The following is a 23,433-nucleotide window of genomic DNA, read 5'->3' as shown; positions in this document are numbered from 1 at the left end:
GGTCCGCCGTCAGGGTGGGCGAGGAGAAGCAGGATCATGACTGAGGCAAGTTCGACCTGGATCAGGGATCCCCTGGCCATCCTCGCCGACGGGGCCGAGCGCGGCATTGTCGTGAAGGACGGCCGGATCGTCGAGCTCGTGCCGGCGGGCGGTGTGCCCGCAACCGCCGATGTCGCAGTGTTCGATGCGGGCGAACACGTCGTGCTGCCGGGCCTGATCAATACCCATCATCACTTCTACCAGACGCTGACGCGGGCGCTGCCGGCCGCGATGGACCGCGAGCTGTTCCCCTGGCTCCAGGCGCTCTATCCGGTGTGGGCGAAGCTGACGCCGGAAGCGCTCGAGCTCGGCGTCACCGTGGCGATGTCCGAGCTGCTGCTCTCCGGCTGCACCACCACGACGGATCACCACTACGTCTTCCCGCCCGGACTCGAAGACGCCGTCGATATCGAGGTGGCGGTGGCGAAGCGCCTCGGCGTGCGCGTGCTGCTCACGCGCGGCTCGATGAACCTGTCACAGCGCGACGGCGGCTTGCCGCCCGACAGTGTCGTGCAGGACGAGGACACCATTCTCGCCGATAGCGCCCGCGTGGTCGCCAAGCATCACCAGCGCGGCGCGGATGCGATGGTGCAGATTGCGCTCGCGCCATGCTCGCCGTTCTCGGTGACGACGTCGCTGATGCGCGCCACGGCCGATCTCGCCGACAAGCTCGACGTGCGCCTGCACACCCATCTCGCCGAAACCGAGGACGAGAACAGCTTCTGCCAGCAGATGTATGGCTGCCGTCCGCTCGACTATCTCGAGCAATGCGGTTGGCTCAATGCGCGCACCTGGCTCGCCCATGGAATCTTCTTCAATCCGGACGAGATGAGACGGCTCGGCAAGGCCGGCACGACCGTCAGCCATTGTGCGTGCAGCAACCAGCTGCTCGCGTCGGGCTGTTGCCCGGTGTGCGACATGGAAGAGGCCGGCGTCGGGATCGGCATTGGTGTCGACGGCTCGGCCTCCAACGACGGATCCAACCTCATGCAGGAGGTGCGGGCCGCGTTCCTGCTGCAACGCGCGCGTTATGGCGTCACGAAGGTCAGCCACAAGGATGCGTTGCGCTGGGCCACCAAGGGCTCGGCGGCATGTGTGGGCCGGCCGGAACTCGGCGACATCGCCGTCGGCAAGGCCGCCGATCTTGCGCTGTTCCGGCTCGACGAGCTGCGCTTCTCCGGCCACGGCGATCCGCTGGCTGCGCTCGTACTGTGCGGGGCGCATCGCGCCGACCGGGTGATGGTGGCTGGAAAATGGGCGGTGATCGACGGTGCGATCCCAGGTCTCGATGTGGCAGACCTCATCCGCCGCCACAGTTCCGCGGCGCGGGCCATGCAGGCTGGATAGCCGGGCGAAATAGAGAAAGAGGGGGCAGCCACAAGTGCCGGGTGCTTCTGGCCACCCCCTCCGAACCTCCTCCGGGAGGAGCAGGTGATTTAGTCAATGCAAGAAGCGTGCTACTTGCCCGGCAGCTTGTCGTCGATGCCTTTGACGTAGAAATTCATGCCGAGGATCTGGCCGTCATCCAGGTGAGCGCCGCCCTTGCACTCGACCGGCTTGCCGTCCTGCCCAACGATCGGGCATTTGAACGGATGCAGCTTGCCCGCGGTGATTGCGGCCTGGGCATCCTCGGCCATTTTTTTCACATCGTCAGGCATGTTGGTGTAGGGCGCCATCGTGAACATGCGGCTGTCGAGGCCACCCCAAGTGTCCTCGGACTTCCAGGTGCCGGCGAGCTCGGCCTTGACCCGCTCGATGTAGTAGGGGCCCCAGTTGTTGATGATCGAGGTCAGCTGGGCCTTTGGCCCGAACTGGATCATTTCGGAATCCTGGCCGAAGGCCAGCTTGCCGCGTTCGCTGGCGATCTGCATGGCCGCGGGCGAATCCGTGTGCTGCATGATGACGTCGGCACCCTGGTCGATCAGCGCCTTGGCGGCGTCGGCCTCCTTGCCTGGGTCGAACCAGGTATTGGCCCAGATGATCTTGACCTTGATGTTCGGATTGATGGTCTGCGCCGCCAGTATCGTCGCGTTGATGCCGGAGACGACCTCCGGAATCGGGAACGAGCCGATATAGCCGAGCACGCCCGACTTCGACATCTTGGCCGCAATCAGGCCTTGAATGTAGCGGCCCTGATACCATTTCGCCGAGTAGGTCGACATGTTCGGGTTGCGCTTGTAGCCGGTGGCGTGCTCGAAATGCACGTTCGGATATTTCTTGGCGACCTTCAGCGTCGGATCCATGTAGCCGAACGATGTGGTGAAGATCAGTTTGTTGCCGGCGCGGACGAGCTGCTCGATCGCGCGCTCGGAGTCCGGGCCTTCGGGCACGTTCTCGAGATAAGTGGTCTCGATCTTGTCGCCCAATTCTTTCACCAGCGCCTGGCGACCGAGGTCGTGCTGATAGGTCCAGCCGAGGTCTCCAATCGGACCGAGATAAACGAAGCCGACTTTCAGCTTGTCGGCGGCGGAGGCCGCACTGACGCTCCCAGCGAGCAAGAGCCCGGCAGCCAGTGCAAGAAGTGATTTCCTCATCATCGATCTCCAAACTTCGGGGGAAGCCACGATCCGCAGCATGCGCGCCCCATCGCGCACGCCTTGGAATGAAACTCAGCGGTCAGGCACGAACACCGTACCGAGCGCAGCCGGCGCGGTCGAGCCGCCGGTGCGCGCTCGGGAGATAAGGACCAGCACGATGACCGTCGCGAGATAAGGCAGCGCCGACATGAATTGCGAGGGAATGCCGACGCCCCATCCTTGCGCATGCAGTTGCAGGATCGTCACCGCGCCGAACAGATAGGCGCCGATGACGAGCCGGCCCGGCCGCCAGGACGAGAACACCACTAGCGCCAGTGCGATCCAACCGCGGCCGGCGGTCATGCCCGGAATGAAGAACGGCGTATAGGCGAGCGGCAAATAGGCGCCCGCAAGACCCGCGCAGGCGCCGCCGAACATCACGGCGAGGGTGCGGATGCGCAGGACGGGATAGCCGAGCGCATGCGCGGAAACGTGATTGTCGCCGCAGGCGCGGAGGATCAAGCCTGCCCGGGTGCGGTACAGGAACCACCAAACCGCGACGATCAGTGCGATCGAGAAATAGACGAAACCATTCTCGCCGAACAGCACGCGGCCGATCAGGGGGACATTAGTGAGACCGGGAATGACGAGTTGCACGGCCGGCGTGATGCGCTCGCCGACGAAGCCGGCGCCGATCAGACCCGAGAGGCCAACACCCAAGATGGTCAGCGCGAGGCCGGTTGCGACCTGGTTGACGGCGAGCCCGAGTGCCATCAGCGCGAAGACGAGCGACATCAGCGTGCCCGCGACGATGCCGAACAGCGCGCCGATAAAGATCGATCCGGTCAGCCAGGCGCCGGCAAAGCCACAGGCCGCGCCGACGATCATCATGCCTTCGACCCCGAGGTTGAGCACGCCGGAACGCTCGGCCACGAGTTCGCCTGTCGCGGCCAGCAACAGCGGCGTCGACGCGGCGAGTACCGCCAGGATGATGGCCTCAACCAGCTCCACGGGCCACCACCTTGTTCGGGAACACCAGCTTGAAGCGGTAGAGAATGAGGGAGTCGCAGGCGAGCACGTAAAACAGCAGAATGCCCTGAAAGACCTTGGTGACGTCCAGCGGAATCTTCATCGCGATCTGCGCCTGCTCGCCGCCGATAAAGGTCAACGCGAGGAAGAGGCCTGCAACTAATATTCCAAGCGGGTTCAGCCGGCCGAGGAAAGCGACGATGATCGCGGTAAAGCCGTAGCCTGGCGAGATGCCGGGCTGGAGATGCCCGACTGGACCCGCCACCTCGATGATGCCGGCAAGCCCGGCCAGCGCCCCGGAGACGGCGAAGGTCAGGATGATGAGCTGGTTGGCGTTGAAGCCGCCGAACCGCGCGGCGCGCGGCGCGGCGCCGACCACGCGGATCTCGAAACCCTTGATGGTGCGCCCGAGCAGGATCGCGGCTGCCGCGACGACGAGCAGGGCGATGATGGAGCCGAGATGCAGCCGGCCGCCTTCGATCAGCAACGGCACGGTCGCTACCGGATCGAACTCGGCCGTGGTCGGGAAATTGAAGCCGTGCGGATCGCGCCAGGGGCCGCGCACGAGATAGTCGAGGAAGAGGTCGGCGACATAGACCAGCATCAGGCTGGTCAGGATCTCGCTGGCGCCGAATTTCACCTTGCAGATCGCCGGGATCAGCGCATAGAGCGCGCCCGCAGCGGCGGCGAGGACGAGCATAGCCGGCAGCACCCAGGCGCCGGCATCAGTACCTTGCGTCTTCACCGCGATCCAGCTTCCCGCGACTGCGCCGATCAGGAATTGCCCTTCGGCGCCGATGTTCCAGGCGTTGGCGAGATAGCACAGCGACAGGCCGATCGCGATCATCACCAGCGGCGTCGCCTTCACCGCGATCTCCTGGAGCGAATAGCCATCGGTGAGGGGCGCAATGAAATAGGCGTGCAGGGCAAGCAGTGGATTCTTGCCAAGGATCGCGAACAGGATGACCATGGTCACGATCGTGAGGCCAATCGCGATCAGGGGGGACACCAGCGCGATCGTGCCAGAGCGCTCGGCACGCTTCTCAAGCACCAGCTGCATGCGCGATCTCCTTTGGCTGCAGGCTGCTGCCGCCCATCAGAAGGCCCAGCTTCTCGCGGCTTGCTTCGCGTGCCGAGAGCGGAGCCGACAGCTTGCCGTGGAACATCACGGCGATGCGGTCGGCAATCTCGGCGAGCTCGTCGAGATCCTGGCTGGTCACGAGTACCGCGGCGCCTGCGGTGGCGAGATCAAGCAGCGCCTGACGGATGACGGCGGCGGCGCCGGCATCGACGCCCCAGGTCGGCTGGCTCACCACCAGTACCGCGGGATTGCGCAGGATCTCGCGTCCCACGATGAACTTCTGCAGATTGCCGCCGGACAGGCTGGCGGCCTCGGGATCGCGCTTGGCCTTGCGGACGTCGAAGGTTTCGGTGGCGCGGTCGACCGTTCTCAGCGTAGCCGCCGTATCGATGAATCCGCGACGGACCATGCCGCTGGCGGCATGGCCGGTGAGCAGCGCGTTCTCCGACAGTCTCATCCGCGGCGCGGTGCCGTGGCCGAGTCGCTCCTCGGGAACGAAGGCCGCCCCCAGCTTGCGCCGCTGGGTGATCGAAAGGTGACCGGCGGCGATGCCCTCGATCACCACCGTCCCGGGGGCCTTCGCGAGGCGCTCGCCGGAGAGCGCTGCGAACAATTCGTCCTGGCCGTTACCGGCGACGCCGGCGATGCCGAGAATCTCGCCGCCCTTCAGCTCGAATGAGATGTGCTCGAGCCGTACGCCGTGCGCTTCGACGGGAGCCAGCGAGAGATCGTTGACGACGAGCCGCGGCACGGTGGTCTTGCGGCCGGATGCGCCCTTCACCTCCTTGACCTCGCCGCCGACCATCATCCGCGCAAGTGAGGCGGCGGTTTCGAGCCGCGGGTTGCAGGTCTCGACCTTCCTGCCGCCGCGCAGGATCGTCGCGGCGTCGCAGAGCCGCTTCACCTCCTCCAGCTTGTGGCTGATATAGAGGATGGCGCGGCCCTCGGCCTTGAGGCGATCCAGCACGATGAAGAGCTGGTCAGCCTCCTGCGGCGTCAGCACCGCGGTGGGCTCGTCCAGGATCAGGAATTTCGGATCCTGCATCAGGGCGCGGACGATCTCGATGCGCTGACGCTCGCCGACGGAGAGTTGCCACACCTCACGCCTGGGATCGAGCGGCAGACCGTAAGTCTTCGACACCTGTTCCAGCCGGGCCGACATGTCCTTGAAGGATTCCTTGCCGTCGAGGCCGAGCGCGACGTTCTCGGCAACCGTGAGATTGTCGAACAGCGAGAAGTGCTGGAACACCATGCCGATGCCGCGGATGCGCGCTTCGGACGGACCGGACAGCACGATCCGCTCGCCCTGCCAGTGAATCTCGCCGGCGCTGGGCTGGATCAGTCCGTAGATCGCCTTGACCAGCGTCGACTTGCCGGCGCCGTTCTCGCCCAGCAGGGCGTGGATTTCCCTCGGCCGGATCTCGATATCGATGCAATCGTTGGCGAGGAAATCGCCATAGCGTTTGGTGAGGCCAATGGTCCTCAGGAGCGGGGACTCGCCGGAATGCTGGCCGTTGGATGTCGGATCTAACATTCGTTGATGCGCTTGCATGGGTGACGTGCCTCAATACTGGGCCAGTTTGGACCCCAGCGTAAGATGTGAAAAAGCATCATCCCTTGCTCAACGCGTCGGCAGGCTCTCGGCCCAGCGCCGGTCATCGATTCCGAGCAATCATATCCCGCAAACAGCACCCGGACGGTTGGGGGCGATCGCGTCTGCGAGCGGTGCCTGTTGCAAATTTGTGACGGTCCAAGGCAAATCGGAACCCGCTGCGCAGACCTGACGCCATGTTGAGCAACGGACGCGTCGGTCGTCCATCGCGGGGAGCGCAGCGGCCGCAATGGCTGCCTCAATGCGGCACTCCACGGTGTCGTCCCCTTTGGGATGTGCTGCTACTTCGTCCAAACGCCGTCGTGCAGCGCTTCGGCTTCGTCTTCGAGCAGTGGGCCGACGACCTCCGTCGGCCGCTGGCCGCTGGCAAAGACCTCGCGGCATGGCAGGTTGAGCGTCGGATTTTCCGGATGGTTGCCGGTGATGCAGCGCAGGCGATGCTCGCTGAGGCCATAGACGACACGGCCAATACCGGCCCAGTAGATCGCGCCGGCACACATCGCGCAGGGTTCGGCTGAGGAATAGAGCGTGGCCTTCGCCAGCACCTCGCGATCGAGCGTACGGCAGGCCTGGGTGGCTGCGAGACGCTCGGCATGCGCGGTGCCGTCGCGATCCGGCATGTAGCCGTTCTCAGTCTCGATCAGCACCTTGCCGTCGGCATCGACGACGATACAGCCGAAGGGATGGTTGCCATGGGTGAGGGAACGGCCGGCGACCGCGAAAGACAGGCGCAGAAAGTGTTCGTCCCGCCCGGATGCGTCGCCCATCGATCCTCCGTTCAGTGCCCTGCCATGTGGCGGCCGACCACCGTGAGATCGGCTTCGCTGGTCCGCGCTTCATACACGAATTCGCCGTGGAACATCACCACGAGCCTATCCGACAGTTCGAGCAGCTCGTCGAGGTCCTCGCTGACGAGCAGGACGGCGGCGCCGCGGTTGCGCGCGGCCATGATCTCGGCATGGATCTGCGCCACCGCCGCGAAATCGAGGCCGAAGCAGGGATTGGCGGCGATCAGCACCTCGACGTCGCCGCCGAGCTCGCGGGCCAGCACAGCCCGCTGTACGTTGCCGCCCGACAGCGCCGAGATCGGCGTATCGGGCGTGCGGGTCTTGATCTTGTACCGGGCGATCTTCGTCCTCGCGTCGTCGCGAAAGGCGCGAGGGTTGAGCCACCAGCCGCCGCGGGCGAAGGGGGCACGGTCGAATTCCCGGAAGGCGACGTTTTCGGCGACGCTCATGCCGCCGACGCAGGCATTCTTCAGCGGCTCCTCGGGCAGCAGCGACATCCTGTGCCGCCGCATCTCCTCGCGGCTTGCGTGATAGGGATCGCCGGCGACGCGCACCTCCCCGCTCTCGGCCTCGCGCTGGCCGGCCAGCACCTCGACGAGCTGGCGCTGGCCATTCCCGGAAACGCCGGCGATGCCGACGATCTCGCCGGCGCGAACGGTGAGCGAGACATCGTGCACGGCAACGGCACCCGCATCGTCCAGGGCGCGGAGCTTTTGGAGCTCCAGCCTGGCCTGACCGGCTTCGCCGGTGCGCGGCGGCTGCACCGTCAACTCCTCGGCACCGATCATGGTGCGGGCCATCGCGTCCGGCGTCAGCTCGGAAACCTTGCCGGCTCCAGCGAGCTTGCCGCGGCGCAGGATGGTGACGTCATCGGCAAACGCCATGACCTCGCGGAACTTGTGCGTGATCATCAGGATGGTCAGCTCGCCCTCCACAACCATGTCGCGGAGCATGCCGAGCACCTCGTCGGCTTCCGCCGGGGTCAGCACCGAGGTCGGCTCGTCCAGGATCAGGAAGTGCCGCTTCAGATAGAGCTGCTTGAGGATCTCGCACTTCTGCCGTTCGCCGGCAGAGATGTCGGAGACCTTTGCGGAGAGCGGTACCTTGAAGGGCATGTTGCCCAAGAACGCCTCCAGCTCCTTCATCTCGTTCGGCCAGTTCACCACGGCTGGCACGTCGTCGCGCGCCAGCACGAGATTTTCGGCAACGGTCATCGCCGGCACCAGCGTAAAATGCTGATAGACCATGCCGAGGCCGAGCGCGTGGGCATCCTTCGGGTTGGCGATCGCCTGCTCGCGGCCGCCGACGAGAATGTCGCCTTCGGTCGCGTGGTAATAGCCCATGATGCATTTGACGAGGGTGGATTTGCCGGCGCCATTCTCGCCGAGCAGCGCATGGAACGAGCCCGGCCGCACCTTCAGCTCGACATTGTCCAGCGCCAGGAAGTCGCCGAAGCGCATGGTCATGGCGATGGCATCGACGCCGAAGGCGCCCGATGGCGGCGGCGTTTCGCCGATGATCACGAAATTGCTCCGATGAAGGCATCAGAGGTCGAGACTGCGCCGAACACCCCGCCCTGCATCTTGATCATCTTCAGCGCGTGGTCGTGGTTGCTCTTGTCGGTCGCGCCGCAGCAATCGTGCAGCAGGACGCATTCGAAGCCGCGGTCGTTGGCCTCGCGCATCGTGGTGTGGACGCAGACGTCGGTCGTGATCCCGGTCAACACGATGTTCTCGATGCCGCGCACGCGCAGGATCAGCTCCAGATCGGTGGCGCAGAACGAGCCCTTGCCGGGCTTGTCGATGATCGGCTCGCCCGGTAGCGGCGCGAGTTCTTCGATGATGTCCCAGCCGGGCTCGCCGCGCACCAGGATGCGTCCGCACGGGCCGGGATCGCCGATGCCGGCGCCGATCTGGCGCGAGCGCCAGCGCTTGTTGGCGGGCAGGTCGGAGAGATCGGGGCGGTGGCCCTCGCGGGTATGGATGATATGGAAGCCTTGCTTGCGCATCACTGCGAGCAGCCGCTTGATCGGCTCGATAGGTGCCCGTGTCAGCGAGAGGTCGTAGCCCATCTTGTCGACATAGCCGCCGACGCCGCAGAAATCGGTCTGCATGTCGATGATGATCAGCGCGGTGTTCTCGGGGCGGAGATCACCATTGTAGGGCCAGGCATAGGGCTCGGACTTGATGTAGCGCTCGGGCATGGACGACCTCGTGCGTGTTACCGTGTGATCGAGAGTTCGGCGGGCGCGCCGGTCAGCGTCCGCTTCGGCGAGCAGGTGATGATCATGATCGCCAGCGTCAGGATGTAGGGCGCGGCGTTGAATAGGTGATAGCCAGAGGTGACGCCGACCGATTGCAGCGCCGGACCCAGCGCCGCCGCGCCGCCGAAGGCGAGCGAGGCCCACAGGCAGAGCAGGGGATCCCAGCGCGCGAAGATCACGAGCGCCACGGCGGTGATGCCCTGGCCCGAGGAAAGGCCCTCGTTCCAGCTTCCGGGGTAGAACAGGGACAGAAACGAGCCGCCGATGCCCGCGAGGAAACCACCGGCCATGGTGGCGCGCAGGCGGATCAGCAGCACGGAATGGCCCATCGCGCGTGCGGCATCCGCGCTCTCGCCGGCGGTGCGGATGAGCAAGCCCCAGCGGGTGGTGCGGAAGGCCCAATAGAGGATTGGCGCCAGCGCCACGCCGATCAGGAACAGCACGTTGATGCGCAGCGCTGCCTGGACTTGCGGAATGTCGCTCCACCAGCCGAAGTCGATGGCGGGCAGCCGCGGCGCTGTCGGCTCGATCAGCGGCTTGCCGAGATAGAACGCAAGGCCAGTGCCGAACAGCATCAAGGCAATTCCGACGGCAACGTCATTGACGCGCGGCAGCGAGCAGATGCCGGCATGCAGCGCACCCAGCAGCGCGCCGGTGATGCCGGCGGCAAGCACGCCGAGCCACGGAGAGCCGGTGAGATAGGAGATGCCATAGGCGCTCATCGCGCCCATCACCAGCGTGCCTTCGAGGCCGAGATTGATGCGGCCCGCACGCTCGGTGATGCATTCGCCCAGGCTCACGAACAGGAATGGGGTGGAGACGCGAATGGCACCGCCGAGGACGGCGAGCGGGACGGTCCAGAGGCCGATCGATCCGTCTGCCATCTCAGGATTTTCCCTTCAGGAATCCGATGCGTCCGTAGAGCGCATCGCTGGCGAGCACGAAGACGAAGATGATGCCCTGCAGCACCAGCACGGACGCATCCGGCAGCCCCAGGCGGCGTTGCAGCAGGCCGCCGCTAGCGCTGATGCCGCCGAGCAGGATCGCGACGGGGATGATGGCGAGCGGATTTTGCCGCGCCAGAAAGGCTACGAGAATGCCGGTGAAGCCATAGCCGGCGGCGAGGTTGGCGTTGGTGCGTCCCTGCACGGCGGCGACCTCGACCATGCCGGCGAGGCCAGCCGCGCCGCCGGCAAGGAAGCAGACGGTCAGGATCAGCTTGTCGACGCCGAGACCGACGATCTTCGCAGCACGGATGTTGCCGCCGGCCACGCGCGCGGCGAAGCCGAACACGGTGTGATAGATCAGGATGTAAGAGGCGATCGCGGCAATCAGGCCGAACACGAAGCCCCAATGCACGTCGGTGCCTGGAATGGAGCCGATCATGTTGGCGGCGCCGATCTCGCGGGTGGACGGCTTGTTGAGGCTGGCGGGATCGCGCATCAGCCCCTCGACGAGATGGTTGAGGATCGCGAGCGCGATGTAGACGAGCAGCAGGCTCGAGATGGTCTCGTTGACGCCGCGATACTGCCGCAAGCCGCCTGAGAGCATGATCCACAGCCCGCCGCCGATCACGCCGGCGCAGACCATGGCGACCTGGACGACGAGCGGCGGCATGCCTTGAAGCGCGAGTGCGGCGCTGGTTGCCGACAATGCGCCCATCAGCAGCGCGCCTTCGCCACCGATGATGACCATGCCGAGCTGCGCCGGCAGCGCGGTACAGAGTGCGGTGAGGATCAGGGGCGCTGCGCGCGTCAGCGTGTTCTGCCAGGAGAACCAGGTGCCGAACGCGCCGTAATACATGTAGAAATAGAGATCGAGGGGATTCTTGCCGAACATCGCGACGAAGATGCCGAACACCGCGAGCGCGCCGACCAGCGCCGCGCCCGGGATCAGGACATATTCGATCGTGCCGCCGTGACGCTGGAGGAAACCGGGATCGGCGGCCGGGGCGACTGTCCCGACCGCCTCCGTGGAATCCGCCGCTTCCGTCGTCACGAAGTGGCTCCGAGCACGCCCTCGACCAGGTAGTCCATCTTCTCCAGTTCAGGATCCTTCTGGCCGCGGTCGGTACCGACAGGGATCACCGTCTTGCCCTTGTTGTCGACCAGCCCGCCCTTGAAGATGGCGAAGCCTTCTGCCGACAGGAATTTTGCCTTGGCCGCGTCGGCCGCCTTGCGCGCTTCGGCCGAGACCGCTTCGCCATAGGGCGAGGTCTTGACGATCTCTTCCTTCAGGCCGCCGCGGTAGAAATTCGGGATGCCTTCGCCGGAGGCGATCATCTTGACGAACTTCGGATAGAGCGCTTCCCAGTTCCACTCCGCGCCGGTGAGATAGGCCTTGGGTGCCAGCGCCGACTGGTTGGTGTGATAGCCGCAGACGAAGGCGCCGCGTCGCGCCGCGTTCTCGACCATGGTCTTGGGCCCATCGACGTGGCAGGTGAGCACGTCCACGCCCTGATCGATCAGGCTGTTGGTGGCTTCGGCCTCCTTGACCGGCATCGACCAGTCGCCGGTGAAGATCACCTGCGTGGTGGCCTTTGGATTGACGGACTTGGCGCCAAGCGTGAAGGCGTTGATGTTGCGCAGCACTTGAGGGATCGGCTTGGCCGCGACAAAGCCGAGCTTGCTGCTCTTCGATGTCAGGCCGGCGACGATGCCGGAGATGTACTGAGCCTCGTCGATGTAGCCGAAATAGCTGCCGGCGTTCTTGGGGTCCTTCTCGCTCCAGAGGCCGCCGCAATGCTCGAAGCGGAGCTTCGGGTACTTGTTGGCCATCTTGATCATGTGCGGATTGTAGTACCCGAACGAGGTCGGGAAGAGCAGGGTAGCGCCATCGAGATTGATCATGGACTCGATCGTCTTCTCGACCGCATCGGTCTCCGGCACCTTCTCCTCCTCGACCACCTTGAGGCCGGGAATCTTCTTCAGCGCCGCCGCGCCCTGCGCGTGCGCCTGATTGTAGCCGTAGTCGTCGCGCGAGCCGACATAGATGAAGCCGATGGTGGTCTCGGCCGCGACGGCCGGGCGCAGGCCCGCTGCCGCGCCGAGGGTGAGGGCCGCGCCGCCCTGCAACACATGACGTCGTGAAATCCTGCCAGAATCCATTGCTCGCTCCCCTTGGCGGATGCCCCGCCTTGATCTCACGGCTGCGCCGGCTTGGCGGAGCCGGGATCAGGCGTCGCAAGCTTCGTGCCAGAGACTATGAAGCGTGCAGTTAGTTATAAGCCATTGAAATAAACATCGAATAATATTTGTTCTGAACTTGGCGAGGAAAGTGGCAGGCTAATTTATGGGCAATATAAAGGTATTGTATGCAGAGGAGTTGAGCAGCCAGAACCTGCCCGCGCATGTGCATGACCTGCGTCGGACGGTCGGCCGGCAAGGCGCATTCATGCTAACCACGCGCTGACTGGGACGGGGCCGGAGGATTTCCGCTGGCACCGAACTTGTATCGATTGTCGTCAGGACCGCCGTGTCCTCAGAAGATGGAAAGCTCGCCGAGATGGGCGCTGGTACCGTTCACGATGCATCGCTCGGCAATGAGATCGTTCGCCGGATCAACGAGCTCGGCGCGATCTCGGAAGAGCCCGAGAAGCTCACCCGCATCTTCCTCAGCAAGGAGCTGCGCAAGGCCGCGGACCTCATCATGGGGTGGATGCGCGAGGCCGGCATGAGCGCCCATCTCGATGCCATCGGCAATGTCTGCGGACGGTACGAAGGCGACCGGCCGGACATGCCCTGCCTGATGCTCGGCTCGCATTACGACACCGTGCGCGATGCCGGCAAATGGGATGGACCGCTGGGTGTGATCACGGCGATCTCTTGCGTCGCCGATCTCAACCGCCGCGGCAAGCGCCTGCCATTTGCGATCGAGGTGATCGGCTTTGCCGACGAGGAGGGGGTGCGGTTCGCTTCGACCTTGCTCGGCAGCCGTGCGGTGGCCGGCATCTTCGATCAGGGCGTGCTGAATACGCGCGACCGCGACGGCGTGTCGATGCGCGAGGCGCTCGTGCAGTTCGGCCTCGACCCCGACCATATCGGTGCGGCCGCGCGCGCGCGGCGCGAGCTGCTTGCCTATCTCGAATTGCACATCGAGCAGGGGCCGGTGCTGGAAGCGCAGAACCTGCCCGTGGGCGTCGTCACCGCCATTGCCGGGGCCACGCGCCTTGCGGCCCGGCTCTCCGGTATGGCCGGTCATGCCGGCACCGTGCCGATGGCGCTGCGCCGAGATGCGCTCGCCGGCGCGGCCGAATGCATCAATGCGATCGAGCAATTTTGCCGCACCGACGAGGGCGGCCTCGTCGGCACCGTGGGCTACATCCAGGCGAGGCCCGGCGCGACCAATGTCATTCCGGGCGAAGTATCCTTCACCATCGACATGCGCGCGCCGACCGATATGCACCGCAAGCGCGCGGTGGCCGATATCGTGCGCCAGATCGAGGCGATCGCCAAGCGGAGGCAATTGGCACTCCAGCTCGACGTCACCCACGAGAATCGCACCGCGTCCTGCGCGCCCTGGCTCAAGCAGCAGATCGCGCGAGCGATCGAAGCCGAAGGCTTCTCCGTGTTCGAGCTGCCGAGCGGGGCAGGGCACGACGGCATGGCGATGATCGACATCGCCGATGTCGGCATGATCTTCGTCCGCTGCCGCGGCGGCATCAGCCATCACCCGGACGAGCATGTCGCGCTTGCCGATGCCGATGCCGGAGCGCGTGTGCTGCTGCGGGTGATCGAGAATTTCGGGCCGCGTAAGGCCTAGGCGAGCGTCACGAACCCGCAAGTCACCGGGTAGAGATACGAATCAGTCATGTTTAAGATGGTGGCCATCATCACGAGGGTCACGAGACAATCAGCCGATTGACGGACATGAACAGCGACATCTCTTTTCCATCACATCGTGAAAACCGGTTCTATCAGGGGATGGCTGCGACCTTCGTCGCCAACGCCCTTCAGGCGGTCAATTTCCTCGGTGATCGATTCCTGAGACAATCGCATCATTCGTTGTCGGCGATCGAGGACCTCTATCGGCACTCGATGGACAGCGCCTTTTCGGTGACCGAGGCCTTCCTCGTCACCGGCGCACCGCACGCCTCGGCCTATTACCCCCGCGACTTCGCCTGGTTCTATCCCGACGTTCTCGATCCTGAAACCATCATGGATGCGCAGGACGCCGTGCGACGGGTCCGTCTGCTCGAGAAGAGCGTGCGCCTGCTGCTGGAGGCCGTTCGCGCCGACGTGGTCACCACGACCATCGTACCGGCCGGGCGCGGCCGGTATCTCGGCGTGAACTATTTTTCGCGACCCTCGGATACGCTGCTCGGCATTCTCGCCGGTCTGCAGCAGATGATCTCTGCCGAGGAGAGGGCGTCGTCTTACCTTGCGATGTCGCAATGCGCGCACGCCGGCCGCTTGTTGCTGGCCGAATATGGCGGAGACCTGAAGCGCGCGATCCTGAAGCTTGCGAGCGAGCTGGAGTCCTTCGACGCTGACGGCACCAGATATTTGCTGTGCGACGCCAACGGCCCGCGCTCCGCGGCGACGGATACCCGCGCCGAGCGCCGGCGTTTCGTCACCAATGCCTGCGTCTGCACGACCTTCGTGTGGGGCGTGCAGCTCGGGATCGTCGGCGAGAACGAGCTGAAGCGGCTGCTCGGGCGCGACCTTGCGCAGTACAAGAGGGATCTGCTCCGCCTCTTCGGCAAGAACGGCTACATCAGGCATTCCCTGGACGGCCCGGCGAGCTCACCGGCATCGTCGGTCGCGTTGGATTTCGTCAGCGTGCATCGCGGCTTTTGGGATATGAGCGAGGCGAGCGAGCGCGCGCTGTTCGCGGCCACGACGGATCTGATCATCGCCGAGCCACGGTTTCGCATTCCGAGCACGTTCCACTTCCTGGTTTCGGCGGACAACCCGCGGACCAAGATGATCCACAAGATTGCAGCTCCCGCATATCAGGGGCGTTCCTCCTGGCCGACGTTCAACGTCGAATTTGCCGACCGCATGCTGGATTACGATGAGTTCTCGGGTGGCGATACCTATCGGGCCTGCGCGCAAGGAATCCTGAAGGACATTCGCGCCACGACCGAACTCCACGGCGGCTATCAGGAGCTGATTTCGGAGCAGGGTCTGAAGTATCGCACCTGGGCCTATAAGGGTGCCGTGGCCCACTCGTGGTTTCCGCGCTTTCTGTCGGTCTGGAGGAGGGCCTACGGCACGCCACTCCTCCAGTGGAACGATTGATCGCCGAACCTCTATCCCGCCGTCACGTCGACCACCTCGCCGCCCTCCAGCACCTTGGCCGCCTTGGCCGGTCGAGATCGCCTTCCCAGGCCGCGACCGCGACGGTTGCGACGCAATTGCCGACGGGGTTGCCGAGCGCGCAGGCCACGGTGCCAGATTGTCGCGGTTTCACCCGAGAAACCGGGTTATTCCGCCGCCTTCGCCGTCTTGCCGAACATCCGCGTCGGGGCCGGGAAGCCGCACGAGGTGCCGTCGGTGACCTTGACCTGATTTTCCCACGGCAATCGGAAGGTGCCGGCGACCATGTCCTGCATGAAGGTGTAGGGGCAGTCCATCGCGCCGCCCTTCACCGCGACATAGCCGCGGTGCCAGAGCTGGTAGATGTTGTTTTCGACGCCCCAGTTGATGCGGGCTTCGCGCACGAGATCCGGCCGGACCTCTGCGGTGATGATCTCGTCGGCACGGCCGGTCGTACCATGCGCCAGGACCGTGCCGTCGAAATTGATGATCATGCCTTCGCCCATGGAATCGAACGAGCCGTCCGAGCCGCACATGCAGACATTTGCGGTGATCATCAGATTCTGAAACGAATTGGCCTGGTTGGTGAAGCGCCAGGCTTCGCGGATTGGCGCGGTGTAGCCGGCGGTGCGGATCATGATCTCCGCGCCTTTGTAGGCGCATTCCCGTGCCATCTCCGGGAACATGCCGTCATGGCAGATGATCAGCGCGATCTTCGCGCCCTTCGGTCCCTCGATCACGGGAATGCCGATGTCGCCGGGCTCCCACGGCTCGACCGGAATCCAGGGATGAAGTTTGCGATAGTAGAGCTTGATCTCGCCGTGATCGTCGATGATCAGGCCCGAGTTGTAGGGATTGCCATGCGGGTTGAACTCCATGATGGAGAAGCAGCCCCAGATCTTGTTGTCGACACAGGCCTGCTTGAAGGCCGCAACCTCCGGTCCGTCAAGCCGACACATGATCTCCGGATTGGTGTCCATCGACAGGCCGTGCAGCGAGTATTCGGGGAAGACCACCAGATCCATGGTGGAGAGATTGCGGCGGGCCTTGCCGACCATCCAGACGATGCGCTCGGTCTGCCTGGCGAGATCGGCCGCGCTCACCACGCTAGGCAGCTGCAGCTGCACAAGTCCGATAACCACACCGTTGGGGGATTTGTTCAGCCCGCCAAGCCCGTTCATGATCAGCTCCCTTGCCTGTCTGGCGCAGCGTCGTCGCGCGCCAGATCTTGTCGCAAGAAGCAAATCCGATTTCGATGAAGAGCTAAAGGTTATTTTTCAGGCGATGGCGCAGTTACGCGGCAGCAGGCGATCTCGTCACGCCACGAGATCGAGCAGCCGGCATGAGCCGCGCACCAGCACCTTGCGTCCTGTGGATGTTATCGCAGGCACGCCGTCATTCATGACAACGAGGCCGAGCTTGGCGAGGCTTTCGACGAGATAGGCCTTCGCGAGGCGACCGTTCGACACCGGGTTGCGAAGCGCCTTTAGCGCTTCCCACTGGTCGGTCGATAGATCAAGGTCGAAATCGTTGCTCATGGTGCCTCAGCCGATCGTCCGGTTCGCGTGCCCCTGTTAGCGGCGCCGCATGAAGACCATGCGACGACAATGAGTCGGGAATTCGGTCAGCTGTTTAGAACATCTCTTCACAAATTGCGGCACTTCGTTGCGCCACAAGAGTTAACGTCGTTAGTGCACGACTACCGTCACGTTCTCATCACTAATTGATGATCCGCACTTGATGTTGCGATGCGAGCTGCCGCAGTGCACGGCAAGCATCACTGTCCTATTTGGCGTCGCGATATGCCCAGAAATGATGAGGCGGGAGATTGAGGACTCTGTTACCTTGGCCTGCGGGGAATGGCTTCACACGGCCGGAGTGGAGTGCATGAACAGGCTGGTGGAAATTTGCAGTCAGGAATTCCTTTGCCGAGAGCGCGCGGCGCTCGATTCGAAGCGCCGGCCGTTCTGGCTGGCGCAGGCAGAAGAATGGGAGCAGCGCGCGCTCGACGAAATCGCGCGTCACTTTCGGGAATGCAATCAGGCCGAGCTGAACGCCGCCTGACGGAGGCGGCTGTTATTGCTTATTGATAAGTCGCCACAATATCGGAAACAGCGCGTTCGAGCTGTTGCGCGGTGGCGCATTGGCGCACGACGCTGCAAAAGGTTGCGTAGCGCGGCATCTCGGAATCGCCAAAGCCCCAGGCGAGCCGCCCCTCGGGATTGAGCCAGACCAACCGCTTCGAACGCTCGGAGATCCGGCGCAAAATGTCGGCGCGTGGGTCGAGATTGTTGCTGCGGGCATCGCCGAGCACGATCACCGTGGTCTGCGGCGTCAGCGCGCTCATGAACTCCTTCTCGAAATCGACCAACGAGGCGCCGTAATCCGACGAGCCGAAACCGACCTTGGACATGATCTCGGACATCGCCTCCTCCGGCGACTTCGTCTCCAGGATCTCGCTGACCTCGATCAGGTGCGAAGAAAAGGCGAAGGAGCGGACGTCGTCGACCACCTCGTGCAGCGAGTGGATCAGCAGCAGGAAGAAGTCCGAGACTTGCGCAACGGAGCCCGAGACGTCGCACAGCGCGACGATCTTCGGCCGGTCGCGATGCTTGCGCTTCCATGCCGTGAGGAAGGGCACGCCGCCCCAGGCCGCGTTGCGGCGGAGCGTTCGGCGAACGTCGAGATGGCCGCGGCGCTGGCGCTTGCGCGGCTTGGAATAGCGCTCGCGCAGCCGGCGTGCGATCTGGCGGATGAGGGCACGCATCTCGGCGACCTGGCGCCGCTCGATGCGGGCAAGCGGCGCGTTGCGCAGGATCTCGTTGCGGAGGTTTTCGGCCTCCTCGCGGGCATAGAGTGCGAGCCCTTGCGAGACCGTATCGCGCACGGCTTCGCGCAAGGCATCGAGCGCGGCGCGCAGGCGCTCGGCCAGCGACGGGTTGGTCGCGGTCAGTTGGTCGAGATCGTCGCGCAGGCGCTGGAGGCCCATGGCGTCGAGGATGCGGCTGGAGAATATGCCGCGCTGGGTGGAGTAGCGGATGTCGGCCAGGGAGGCCGCGCCGGAGGCGCTGGCAATCGCGGCAGCGATCGCGTTGCGATCCTGCGACAATAGCATCTGCGCCAAGGGACCCAGGCCCTGGGAAGGCTGACCTTCGCCCGCCTCGCTCGCCGAGCCGGCGGAGGGCGGCTGATCCTCGCCTTGCGCAGCATCGTCTTCGCCGGCAGCCTCAGGCTGCTCCTGTCGCGGCTCCGGCTGGCTGAAGAACAGATCAAAGCAGTCGCCGAGCGCGAGCTTCTCGTCCTGCGACTTGGCGAGCGTCAGCAGCAGCGCATCGCGTAGCACGGCGCGGTCGGAGATGCCGACCTGCGCGACGGCGCGCATCGCATCGATGCTTTCGGCCGGCGAGACGTGAACGCCAGCCCCGCGTGCCGCCCGAAAGAAGCGATGGAGATTTTCGCGCATCGGCGTCAACCGAAGACGTTGGACCGGGCCGCCTTGGCAATGAAGGTCGTCACCTGCGGCGTCGCGGCCTCGATGTCGGCTTCGTATTTCAGGAGCACGTTGAGCGTGTCCTTGACGATCTCAGTATCGAGTTCGGAAGCCTGGAGCAGCACCAGCACACGCGCCCAGTCGATGGTCTCGCTGACCGAGGGCAGCTTCTTCAGGTCGAGCGAGCGGATCTCGTGGATGAAGCCGACCATCTGCCGCCGCAGCGTCTGCGAGATGCCGGGCACGCGGCTTTCGACGATGCGCTCCTCGAGCCGCTGCTCGGGAAAGCCGATATGCAGATGCAGGCAGCGTCGCTTCAGGGCATCGCCGAGGTCGCGCTCGCTGTTGGAGGTGAGGATCACCGTTGGCGGTGTGATCGCCGAAACGGTTCCGAGCTCGGGGATCGTGACCTGGAAGTCGGACAGGATTTCCAGCAGCAGCGATTCGAATTCGGCGTCCGACTTGTCGATCTCGTCGATCAGGAGCACGCAGCCGCCCGGCTGCTCAAGCGCCTGGAGCAGCGGCCGCGGCTCGACGAATTCCTTGGAGAAGAACACGTCGCCGAAATCGTGGAGCTGGTCGAGCGCGGCATGCAGCGTCTGCGCGCCGCCGAGAACCTCGCCGAGCTTGTCCTTGAGGATCTGCGTGTAGAGAAGCTGCTTGGCGTATTTCCACTCGTAGAGCGCCTTGGCCTCGTCGAGGCCCTCATAGCATTGCAGGCGAATCATCTTCATGCCGCGCCAAGCCGCGATCGCCTTGGCGAGCTCGGTCTTGCCGACGCCCGCGGGGCCCTCGACCAGGATCGGCTTCTCGATCTGCTGCGACAAATAGACGGCAGTCGCGATCTGCCGGCTCGCGATGTAGCCCTGCGCGGCGAGGCCGCTCTCCACTGCCTCGATCGAGGTCGAGGCCTTCTGATCAGCCACGAAAGCCGCTCCCAAAGGTGTCTTGCGTGAGGCTTGTTCTGCCTGCGTTCCAGGCAAAGGACAAGCCACGTTTGGGAGACATCTGACCCGCGTGAACGGCGTTTTTTCCGCTAAGCGCAAATAGTTAAGCGCTTCGCTGTTGGCGCGATCAGTGCCGCAGCAGCTCCGGCTTGCGGATCGTCTGCCTGAGCTCGGCGCCGCAATCGGCGCATTCATAGACGAAGTCGATCTTGGCTAGGCTCCAATGCGGCTCGACCTCGCGCACATACATCGGCAGGAACCCCATACAGGTAGGGCAATTCACTGGCGCGATTTCGACGTCCTGATGATGCTGAACGTAAGCTGGCATCTCGGCTCTCCTTCGCAGGCGACCATCAAACCCCGCGCAAGGCTACTGCGGGTCGCCGCGGGGCCCTCATCAACTCTTTCGAACGGAGGCGGAACGGCGGCTGTTTGTGGTTCGCTGTGACATTCTTGTTACGGCTTCTATACTGTAACGGGCGGACCAAATGCCTATTTCACAGGCCGATCCGGTGTTCGAACTTTCATTTCAACGATAAAGGAGCACGCCCATGACGCATGCCATTCGCTTTCACAAAACCGGCGGTCCGGAAGTCCTGGTCTGGGAGGAGGTCAGCGTCGGCAAACCTGGGCCCGGCGAGGCGCGCATCCGCCACACCGCGGTCGGCCTCAATTTCGTCGACATCTATAACCGTTCCGGCCTCTATCCGGCGCAACTGCCGAGCGGGCTCGGCAGCGAGGCGGCTGGCGTCGTCGAAGAGGTCGGGCCTGGCGTCAGCGATCTGAAGCCGGGCGATCGCGTCGCTTATGGCGCCTCGCCGCTCGGGGCGTATGCGGAGGCGCGGTTGATCCCCGCCGACCGGCTGTTGAAATTGCCCGACGGCGTCGACGACAAGACGGCGGCGGCGATGATGCTCAAGGGGCTCACCACGCAATATCTGATCCGCCAGACCTATCGGGTGAAAGCCGGCGATACCATCCTGCTGCATGCGGCCGCCGGCGGTGTCGGCCTGATCTTGAGCCAGTGGGCCAAGCATCTCGGCGCGACCGTGATCGGCACCGTCAGCAACGACGAGAAGGCGAAGCTCGCCAAGGCGCATGGCTGCGACCATGTCATCATCTATACAAGGGAAGATTTCGTGAAGCGGGTCGACGAGATCACCGGCGGCAAGAAAGTGCCAGTGGTTTACGACTCCGTCGGCAAGGACACGTTCCTGAAATCGCTGGATTGCCTCGCCCCGCTCGGCGTCGCCGCGCTGTTCGGCCAGTCCTCCGGCGCGGTGGAGCCGCTTAATCTTGGCCTGCTCGCCCAGAAGGGCTCGCTCTACGTCACGCGTCCGACGCTGTTTACCTACGCCGCCAAGCGCGAAAATCTGGTGGCGATGGCGAATGAGCTGTTCGACGTCGTCAAGTCCGGCGCGGTCAAGATCGAGGTGCACCAGACCTACCCGCTGAAGGACGCCGCCAAGGCGCATGCCGATCTTGCGGCACGCAAGACCACGGGATCGACCGTTCTCCTGGTGTAATGCCCAACGGGACGGTGGCGCGAGCTCTAAAGCGCGATGCGATTAGGATGAATCGTCACGTCATCGCGCTTTAGGCTGTTGATTGATCATGATCGTTTCGGAAAACCGCTGCACACTTTGCGCTAACGCGGCCCTTCAGGTCCGGATCATGCTCTAGGCCTGCGTCACGTCCTCTCGTGCTTGCGCAGATCGCGGACGTGATCGAGGCGGATTGCCTGGCGATCGACGTCCTCGGGCTCGATCCGTGGGAGGGCCGCCTCGGCCAGGATGGCCGCGGTGACATCTTCGACCGAGTTCTCCACGATCTCGTGGATGAACGAGACGTTCCGATACTCACCCGAGGCGAGGCGGGAAATGACCTCGCGCCGGGTGATTTCGGGATCGACGACCGCCTCGCGGCCCCGCCGTCCGTAATCGATCATCACGACGAAGTATTGCATGAAACGACCCTGCCGCGCCCCATGGTCGGGACGCGGCAGATTATTTCCGAAAATCGGAACTATGTCAAGTGTGATTTCTATTAATCAGAAGCGGCGGCTCTCATTTGCCCTTCTTGCGCGGCCGCGCCGACTTCGCACGCAGCCGCTCAAGCTGTCCCTTGGGCATGGACAGGCAGATCTCCCCGACCCAGTCAAGCTTGACGCCGACGATCGGCTTGGCATTGAAGCTCGTGAGGTTGACCACTGAGGGAGATTTGCCCCGCTCGATGGTCTTCAGATAGCGCTCGCCGGTCTTGAGGCGGACCACTGCCTCTTCGCCGTAGAAGCTCGACAGCGGGTGGCGCTGGTCCTTGTAGACGACGATCACGTCGCCGCTTTCGTATTTGGGCAGCATCGAATCACCCACGATCTCGAATGCGATCGTCTCTTCCATGATCGGGAAGGGCAACGCGACGTCGCCGAGACCTTCCGGCGGAACCTGTTCGTAGTCCGGCTCGATCACGGCGCCGGCTCCGACGCGCCCCATGATCGGCGCGAGATTGAGCTCGAGATATTCCATGATCGGAATGATCTCCGAGGCCTTCACCAGGCGCTCGCCGCCGAGAATCTCCGAGACCGCGCCGGGCCGCACGCCCATGGCCGCAGCCAGGCCGCCCTTGCTCTTGCCCGTCTTCTCCAGGCCCCGCTCGATCATTGCTACGTCCAACATGGTGATTCCCTCGATTGCGCACCGTCTCGCCTCTTGTAATCCGAAATTCGGAATTGATGCAATTATGAATATCAGAAATACGGCTTGACTCTATATTCGGAAAAACGGAATGTGCGTTTCGCCTCCCGGGTGGAGGCGCATCACAGGACAGCAGCATGGAACCGGGCCATTGGCCGTCGGAGCACTCCGACGCGCTTCGCGACTATTTTCACAAAGGCATGTCTTATGCGGAGATCGGAAGACAGATAAACGCAAGGTTTGGAACGGCTTATACGCGCAGCGCGGTGGTCGGCCGCGCCAAGCGGCTCCGGCTCATCGTGCCGCAATGGATGACGAGCCCGGCGCTCGCGCCGCCCTTGCCGGGTGAACCAAGCCTGCTTTCGCCGCGCCGGGTGGCGTGGCCGAGCCTCAATCTGCCGCCGAAGTCCGCCATGAAGCCTGCGGCGCGGGTGAAGTTGCGCTGTGTCGGCATCCAGCCGCGCCTGATCCAATTGGTCGAGCTCGAGCCGGCCGACTGCCGCTATCCCTATGGCGGCGACAAGGACGGTGAGGAGATCACCTTCTGCGGCCACCCGCGCCAGCCGGGCTCGAGCTATTGCGCGCCGCATGGCCGTCTGACGCGCCGTTCCGAGGCTGCGTCGGCGGCCCGTGCCGCAGGCCCGGTCGTGCTGAAGCTGGTCTCGGCGCTCTGACGGTGCCGCCCTCCGTTCAACTCTCAGTCTTGCAAGGAGAT

At 64.2% G+C, this 23,433-nt stretch carries 23 protein-coding genes and 1 pseudogene; 6 read left to right on the top strand and 18 right to left on the bottom strand.

The features are described 5' to 3' along the window. Positions 1–36 precede the first annotated feature (36 nt). Positions 37–1,386, top strand: coding sequence for an 8-oxoguanine deaminase (locus I6F09_RS17920; RefSeq protein WP_225127633.1), 1,350 nt, complete (start codon positions 37–39; stop codon positions 1,384–1,386). A gap of 110 nt (positions 1,387–1,496) precedes the next feature. On the opposite strand, the gene I6F09_RS17915 is transcribed toward I6F09_RS17920, so the two are convergent. From I6F09_RS17915 to I6F09_RS17870, 10 genes are all read right to left on the bottom strand, one after another. Next, complete coding sequence (locus I6F09_RS17915) at positions 1,497–2,573, bottom strand: BMP family ABC transporter substrate-binding protein (RefSeq protein WP_036007807.1); 1,077 nt, start codon at positions 2,571–2,573, stop codon at positions 1,497–1,499. 75 nt (positions 2,574–2,648) lie between these two features. Further along, a complete protein-coding gene (locus I6F09_RS17910; protein WP_109142969.1) occupies positions 2,649–3,566 on the bottom strand; it encodes an ABC transporter permease in 918 nt (305 codons plus the stop codon). Then, positions 3,553–4,644 carry an ABC transporter permease gene (locus I6F09_RS17905; protein WP_109142970.1) on the bottom strand — a complete coding sequence of 364 codons (1,092 nt, stop codon included), beginning with the start codon at positions 4,642–4,644 and terminating at the stop codon, positions 3,553–3,555. Before I6F09_RS17905 ends, I6F09_RS17910 begins: the two co-directional genes overlap by 14 nt. After that, a complete protein-coding gene (locus I6F09_RS17900) occupies positions 4,628–6,199 on the bottom strand; it encodes an ABC transporter ATP-binding protein (RefSeq protein ID WP_109142971.1) in 1,572 nt (523 codons plus the stop codon). The genes I6F09_RS17905 and I6F09_RS17900 overlap by 17 nt, the downstream gene beginning before the upstream one ends. A 359-nt stretch (positions 6,200–6,558) precedes the next feature. Beyond that, complete coding sequence (locus I6F09_RS17895; protein ID WP_225188652.1) at positions 6,559–7,044, bottom strand: nucleoside deaminase; 486 nt, start codon at positions 7,042–7,044, stop codon at positions 6,559–6,561. 11 nt (positions 7,045–7,055) lie between these two features. Then, a complete protein-coding gene (locus I6F09_RS17890) occupies positions 7,056–8,588 on the bottom strand; it encodes an ABC transporter ATP-binding protein (protein ID WP_225188651.1) in 1,533 nt (510 codons plus the stop codon). Next, positions 8,585–9,268 carry an isochorismatase family cysteine hydrolase gene (locus I6F09_RS17885; protein WP_057028619.1) on the bottom strand — a complete coding sequence of 228 codons (684 nt, stop codon included), beginning with the start codon at positions 9,266–9,268 and terminating at the stop codon, positions 8,585–8,587. The genes I6F09_RS17890 and I6F09_RS17885 overlap by 4 nt, the downstream gene beginning before the upstream one ends. A gap of 17 nt (positions 9,269–9,285) precedes the next feature. Beyond that, on the bottom strand, positions 9,286–10,212 hold the full coding sequence (locus I6F09_RS17880) for an ABC transporter permease (RefSeq protein ID WP_036045297.1): 927 nt from the start codon (positions 10,210–10,212) through the stop codon (positions 9,286–9,288). A gap of 1 nt (position 10,213) precedes the next feature. Next, on the bottom strand, positions 10,214–11,326 hold the full coding sequence (locus tag I6F09_RS17875) for an ABC transporter permease (protein WP_225188650.1): 1,113 nt from the start codon (positions 11,324–11,326) through the stop codon (positions 10,214–10,216). Further along, positions 11,323–12,435, bottom strand: coding sequence for a BMP family ABC transporter substrate-binding protein (locus tag I6F09_RS17870; protein ID WP_225152356.1), 1,113 nt, complete (start codon positions 12,433–12,435; stop codon positions 11,323–11,325). Before I6F09_RS17870 ends, I6F09_RS17875 begins: the two co-directional genes overlap by 4 nt. A 397-nt stretch (positions 12,436–12,832) precedes the next feature. On the opposite strand from I6F09_RS17870, the gene I6F09_RS17865 reads away from it, so the two are divergent. Next, positions 12,833–14,089 (top strand): allantoate amidohydrolase, encoded by a 1,257-nt coding sequence (locus I6F09_RS17865; protein WP_225188734.1) that lies wholly within the window; start codon positions 12,833–12,835, stop codon positions 14,087–14,089. A gap of 107 nt (positions 14,090–14,196) precedes the next feature. Continuing rightward, positions 14,197–15,570: a hypothetical protein gene (locus I6F09_RS17860; protein ID WP_225188649.1), complete on the top strand. Its 1,374-nt coding sequence runs from the start codon at positions 14,197–14,199 to the stop codon at positions 15,568–15,570. 11 nt (positions 15,571–15,581) lie between these two features. On the opposite strand, the pseudogene I6F09_RS37725 reads toward I6F09_RS17860, so the two are convergent. The 3 genes and pseudogenes from I6F09_RS37725 to I6F09_RS17850 all read right to left on the bottom strand — a co-directional run. Beyond that, positions 15,582–15,718, bottom strand: a pseudogene (locus I6F09_RS37725) (C4-dicarboxylate transporter DctA); the annotation flags it as partial. Between the two features lie 37 nt (positions 15,719–15,755). Next, positions 15,756–16,769, bottom strand: a complete 1,014-nt coding sequence (locus I6F09_RS17855) for a formamidase (RefSeq protein ID WP_225142692.1) — start codon at positions 16,767–16,769, stop codon at positions 15,756–15,758. Between the two features lie 135 nt (positions 16,770–16,904). Continuing rightward, positions 16,905–17,126 carry a hypothetical protein gene (locus tag I6F09_RS17850; protein ID WP_225127624.1) on the bottom strand — a complete coding sequence of 74 codons (222 nt, stop codon included), beginning with the start codon at positions 17,124–17,126 and terminating at the stop codon, positions 16,905–16,907. 349 nt (positions 17,127–17,475) lie between these two features. Between I6F09_RS17850 and I6F09_RS17845 the strand changes: the two genes are divergently transcribed. After that, entirely contained in the window at positions 17,476–17,652 is a 177-nt protein-coding gene (locus I6F09_RS17845) for a hypothetical protein (RefSeq protein ID WP_225188648.1), read from the top strand. A gap of 19 nt (positions 17,653–17,671) precedes the next feature. Here I6F09_RS17845 and I6F09_RS17840 read toward each other — a convergent pair whose 3' ends face one another. The 3 genes from I6F09_RS17840 to I6F09_RS17830 all read right to left on the bottom strand — a co-directional run bounded on the left by I6F09_RS17840 (position 17,672) and on the right by I6F09_RS17830 (position 20,353). Beyond that, positions 17,672–19,051 carry a VWA domain-containing protein gene (locus tag I6F09_RS17840; RefSeq protein ID WP_225188647.1) on the bottom strand — a complete coding sequence of 460 codons (1,380 nt, stop codon included), beginning with the start codon at positions 19,049–19,051 and terminating at the stop codon, positions 17,672–17,674. A gap of 5 nt (positions 19,052–19,056) precedes the next feature. Beyond that, the gene (locus I6F09_RS17835) at positions 19,057–20,004 is read right to left on the bottom strand and encodes a MoxR family ATPase (protein WP_036007771.1); all 948 of its coding nucleotides are present in this window, start codon (positions 20,002–20,004) and stop codon (positions 19,057–19,059) included. 148 nt (positions 20,005–20,152) lie between these two features. After that, on the bottom strand, positions 20,153–20,353 hold the full coding sequence (locus I6F09_RS17830; protein ID WP_036007702.1) for a hypothetical protein: 201 nt from the start codon (positions 20,351–20,353) through the stop codon (positions 20,153–20,155). A 223-nt stretch (positions 20,354–20,576) separates the two neighbouring features. Here I6F09_RS17830 and I6F09_RS17825 point away from each other — a divergent pair, with 223 nt between their 5' ends. Continuing rightward, positions 20,577–21,551, top strand: a complete 975-nt coding sequence (locus I6F09_RS17825; RefSeq protein WP_036007700.1) for a quinone oxidoreductase — start codon at positions 20,577–20,579, stop codon at positions 21,549–21,551. Positions 21,552–21,715: 164 nt separating this feature from the next. On the opposite strand, the gene I6F09_RS17820 is transcribed toward I6F09_RS17825, so the two are convergent. Beyond that, positions 21,716–21,991 (bottom strand): hypothetical protein, encoded by a 276-nt coding sequence (locus I6F09_RS17820; protein ID WP_225188646.1) that lies wholly within the window; start codon positions 21,989–21,991, stop codon positions 21,716–21,718. 100 nt (positions 21,992–22,091) lie between these two features. Further along, entirely contained in the window at positions 22,092–22,700 is a 609-nt protein-coding gene (locus tag I6F09_RS17815; protein ID WP_036045323.1) for a S24 family peptidase, read from the bottom strand. Between the two features lie 155 nt (positions 22,701–22,855). On the opposite strand from I6F09_RS17815, the gene I6F09_RS17810 reads away from it, so the two are divergent. After that, the gene (locus tag I6F09_RS17810; protein WP_036007691.1) at positions 22,856–23,392 is read left to right on the top strand and encodes a GcrA family cell cycle regulator; all 537 of its coding nucleotides are present in this window, start codon (positions 22,856–22,858) and stop codon (positions 23,390–23,392) included. Positions 23,393–23,433 lie beyond the last annotated feature (41 nt).

The organism is Bradyrhizobium sp. IC3195 (assembly GCF_020193585.1).
In the GTDB taxonomy this organism is placed as follows: domain Bacteria; phylum Pseudomonadota; class Alphaproteobacteria; order Rhizobiales; family Xanthobacteraceae; genus Bradyrhizobium; species Bradyrhizobium yuanmingense.
This window is presented reverse-complemented; position numbering and strand designations above follow the sequence as displayed.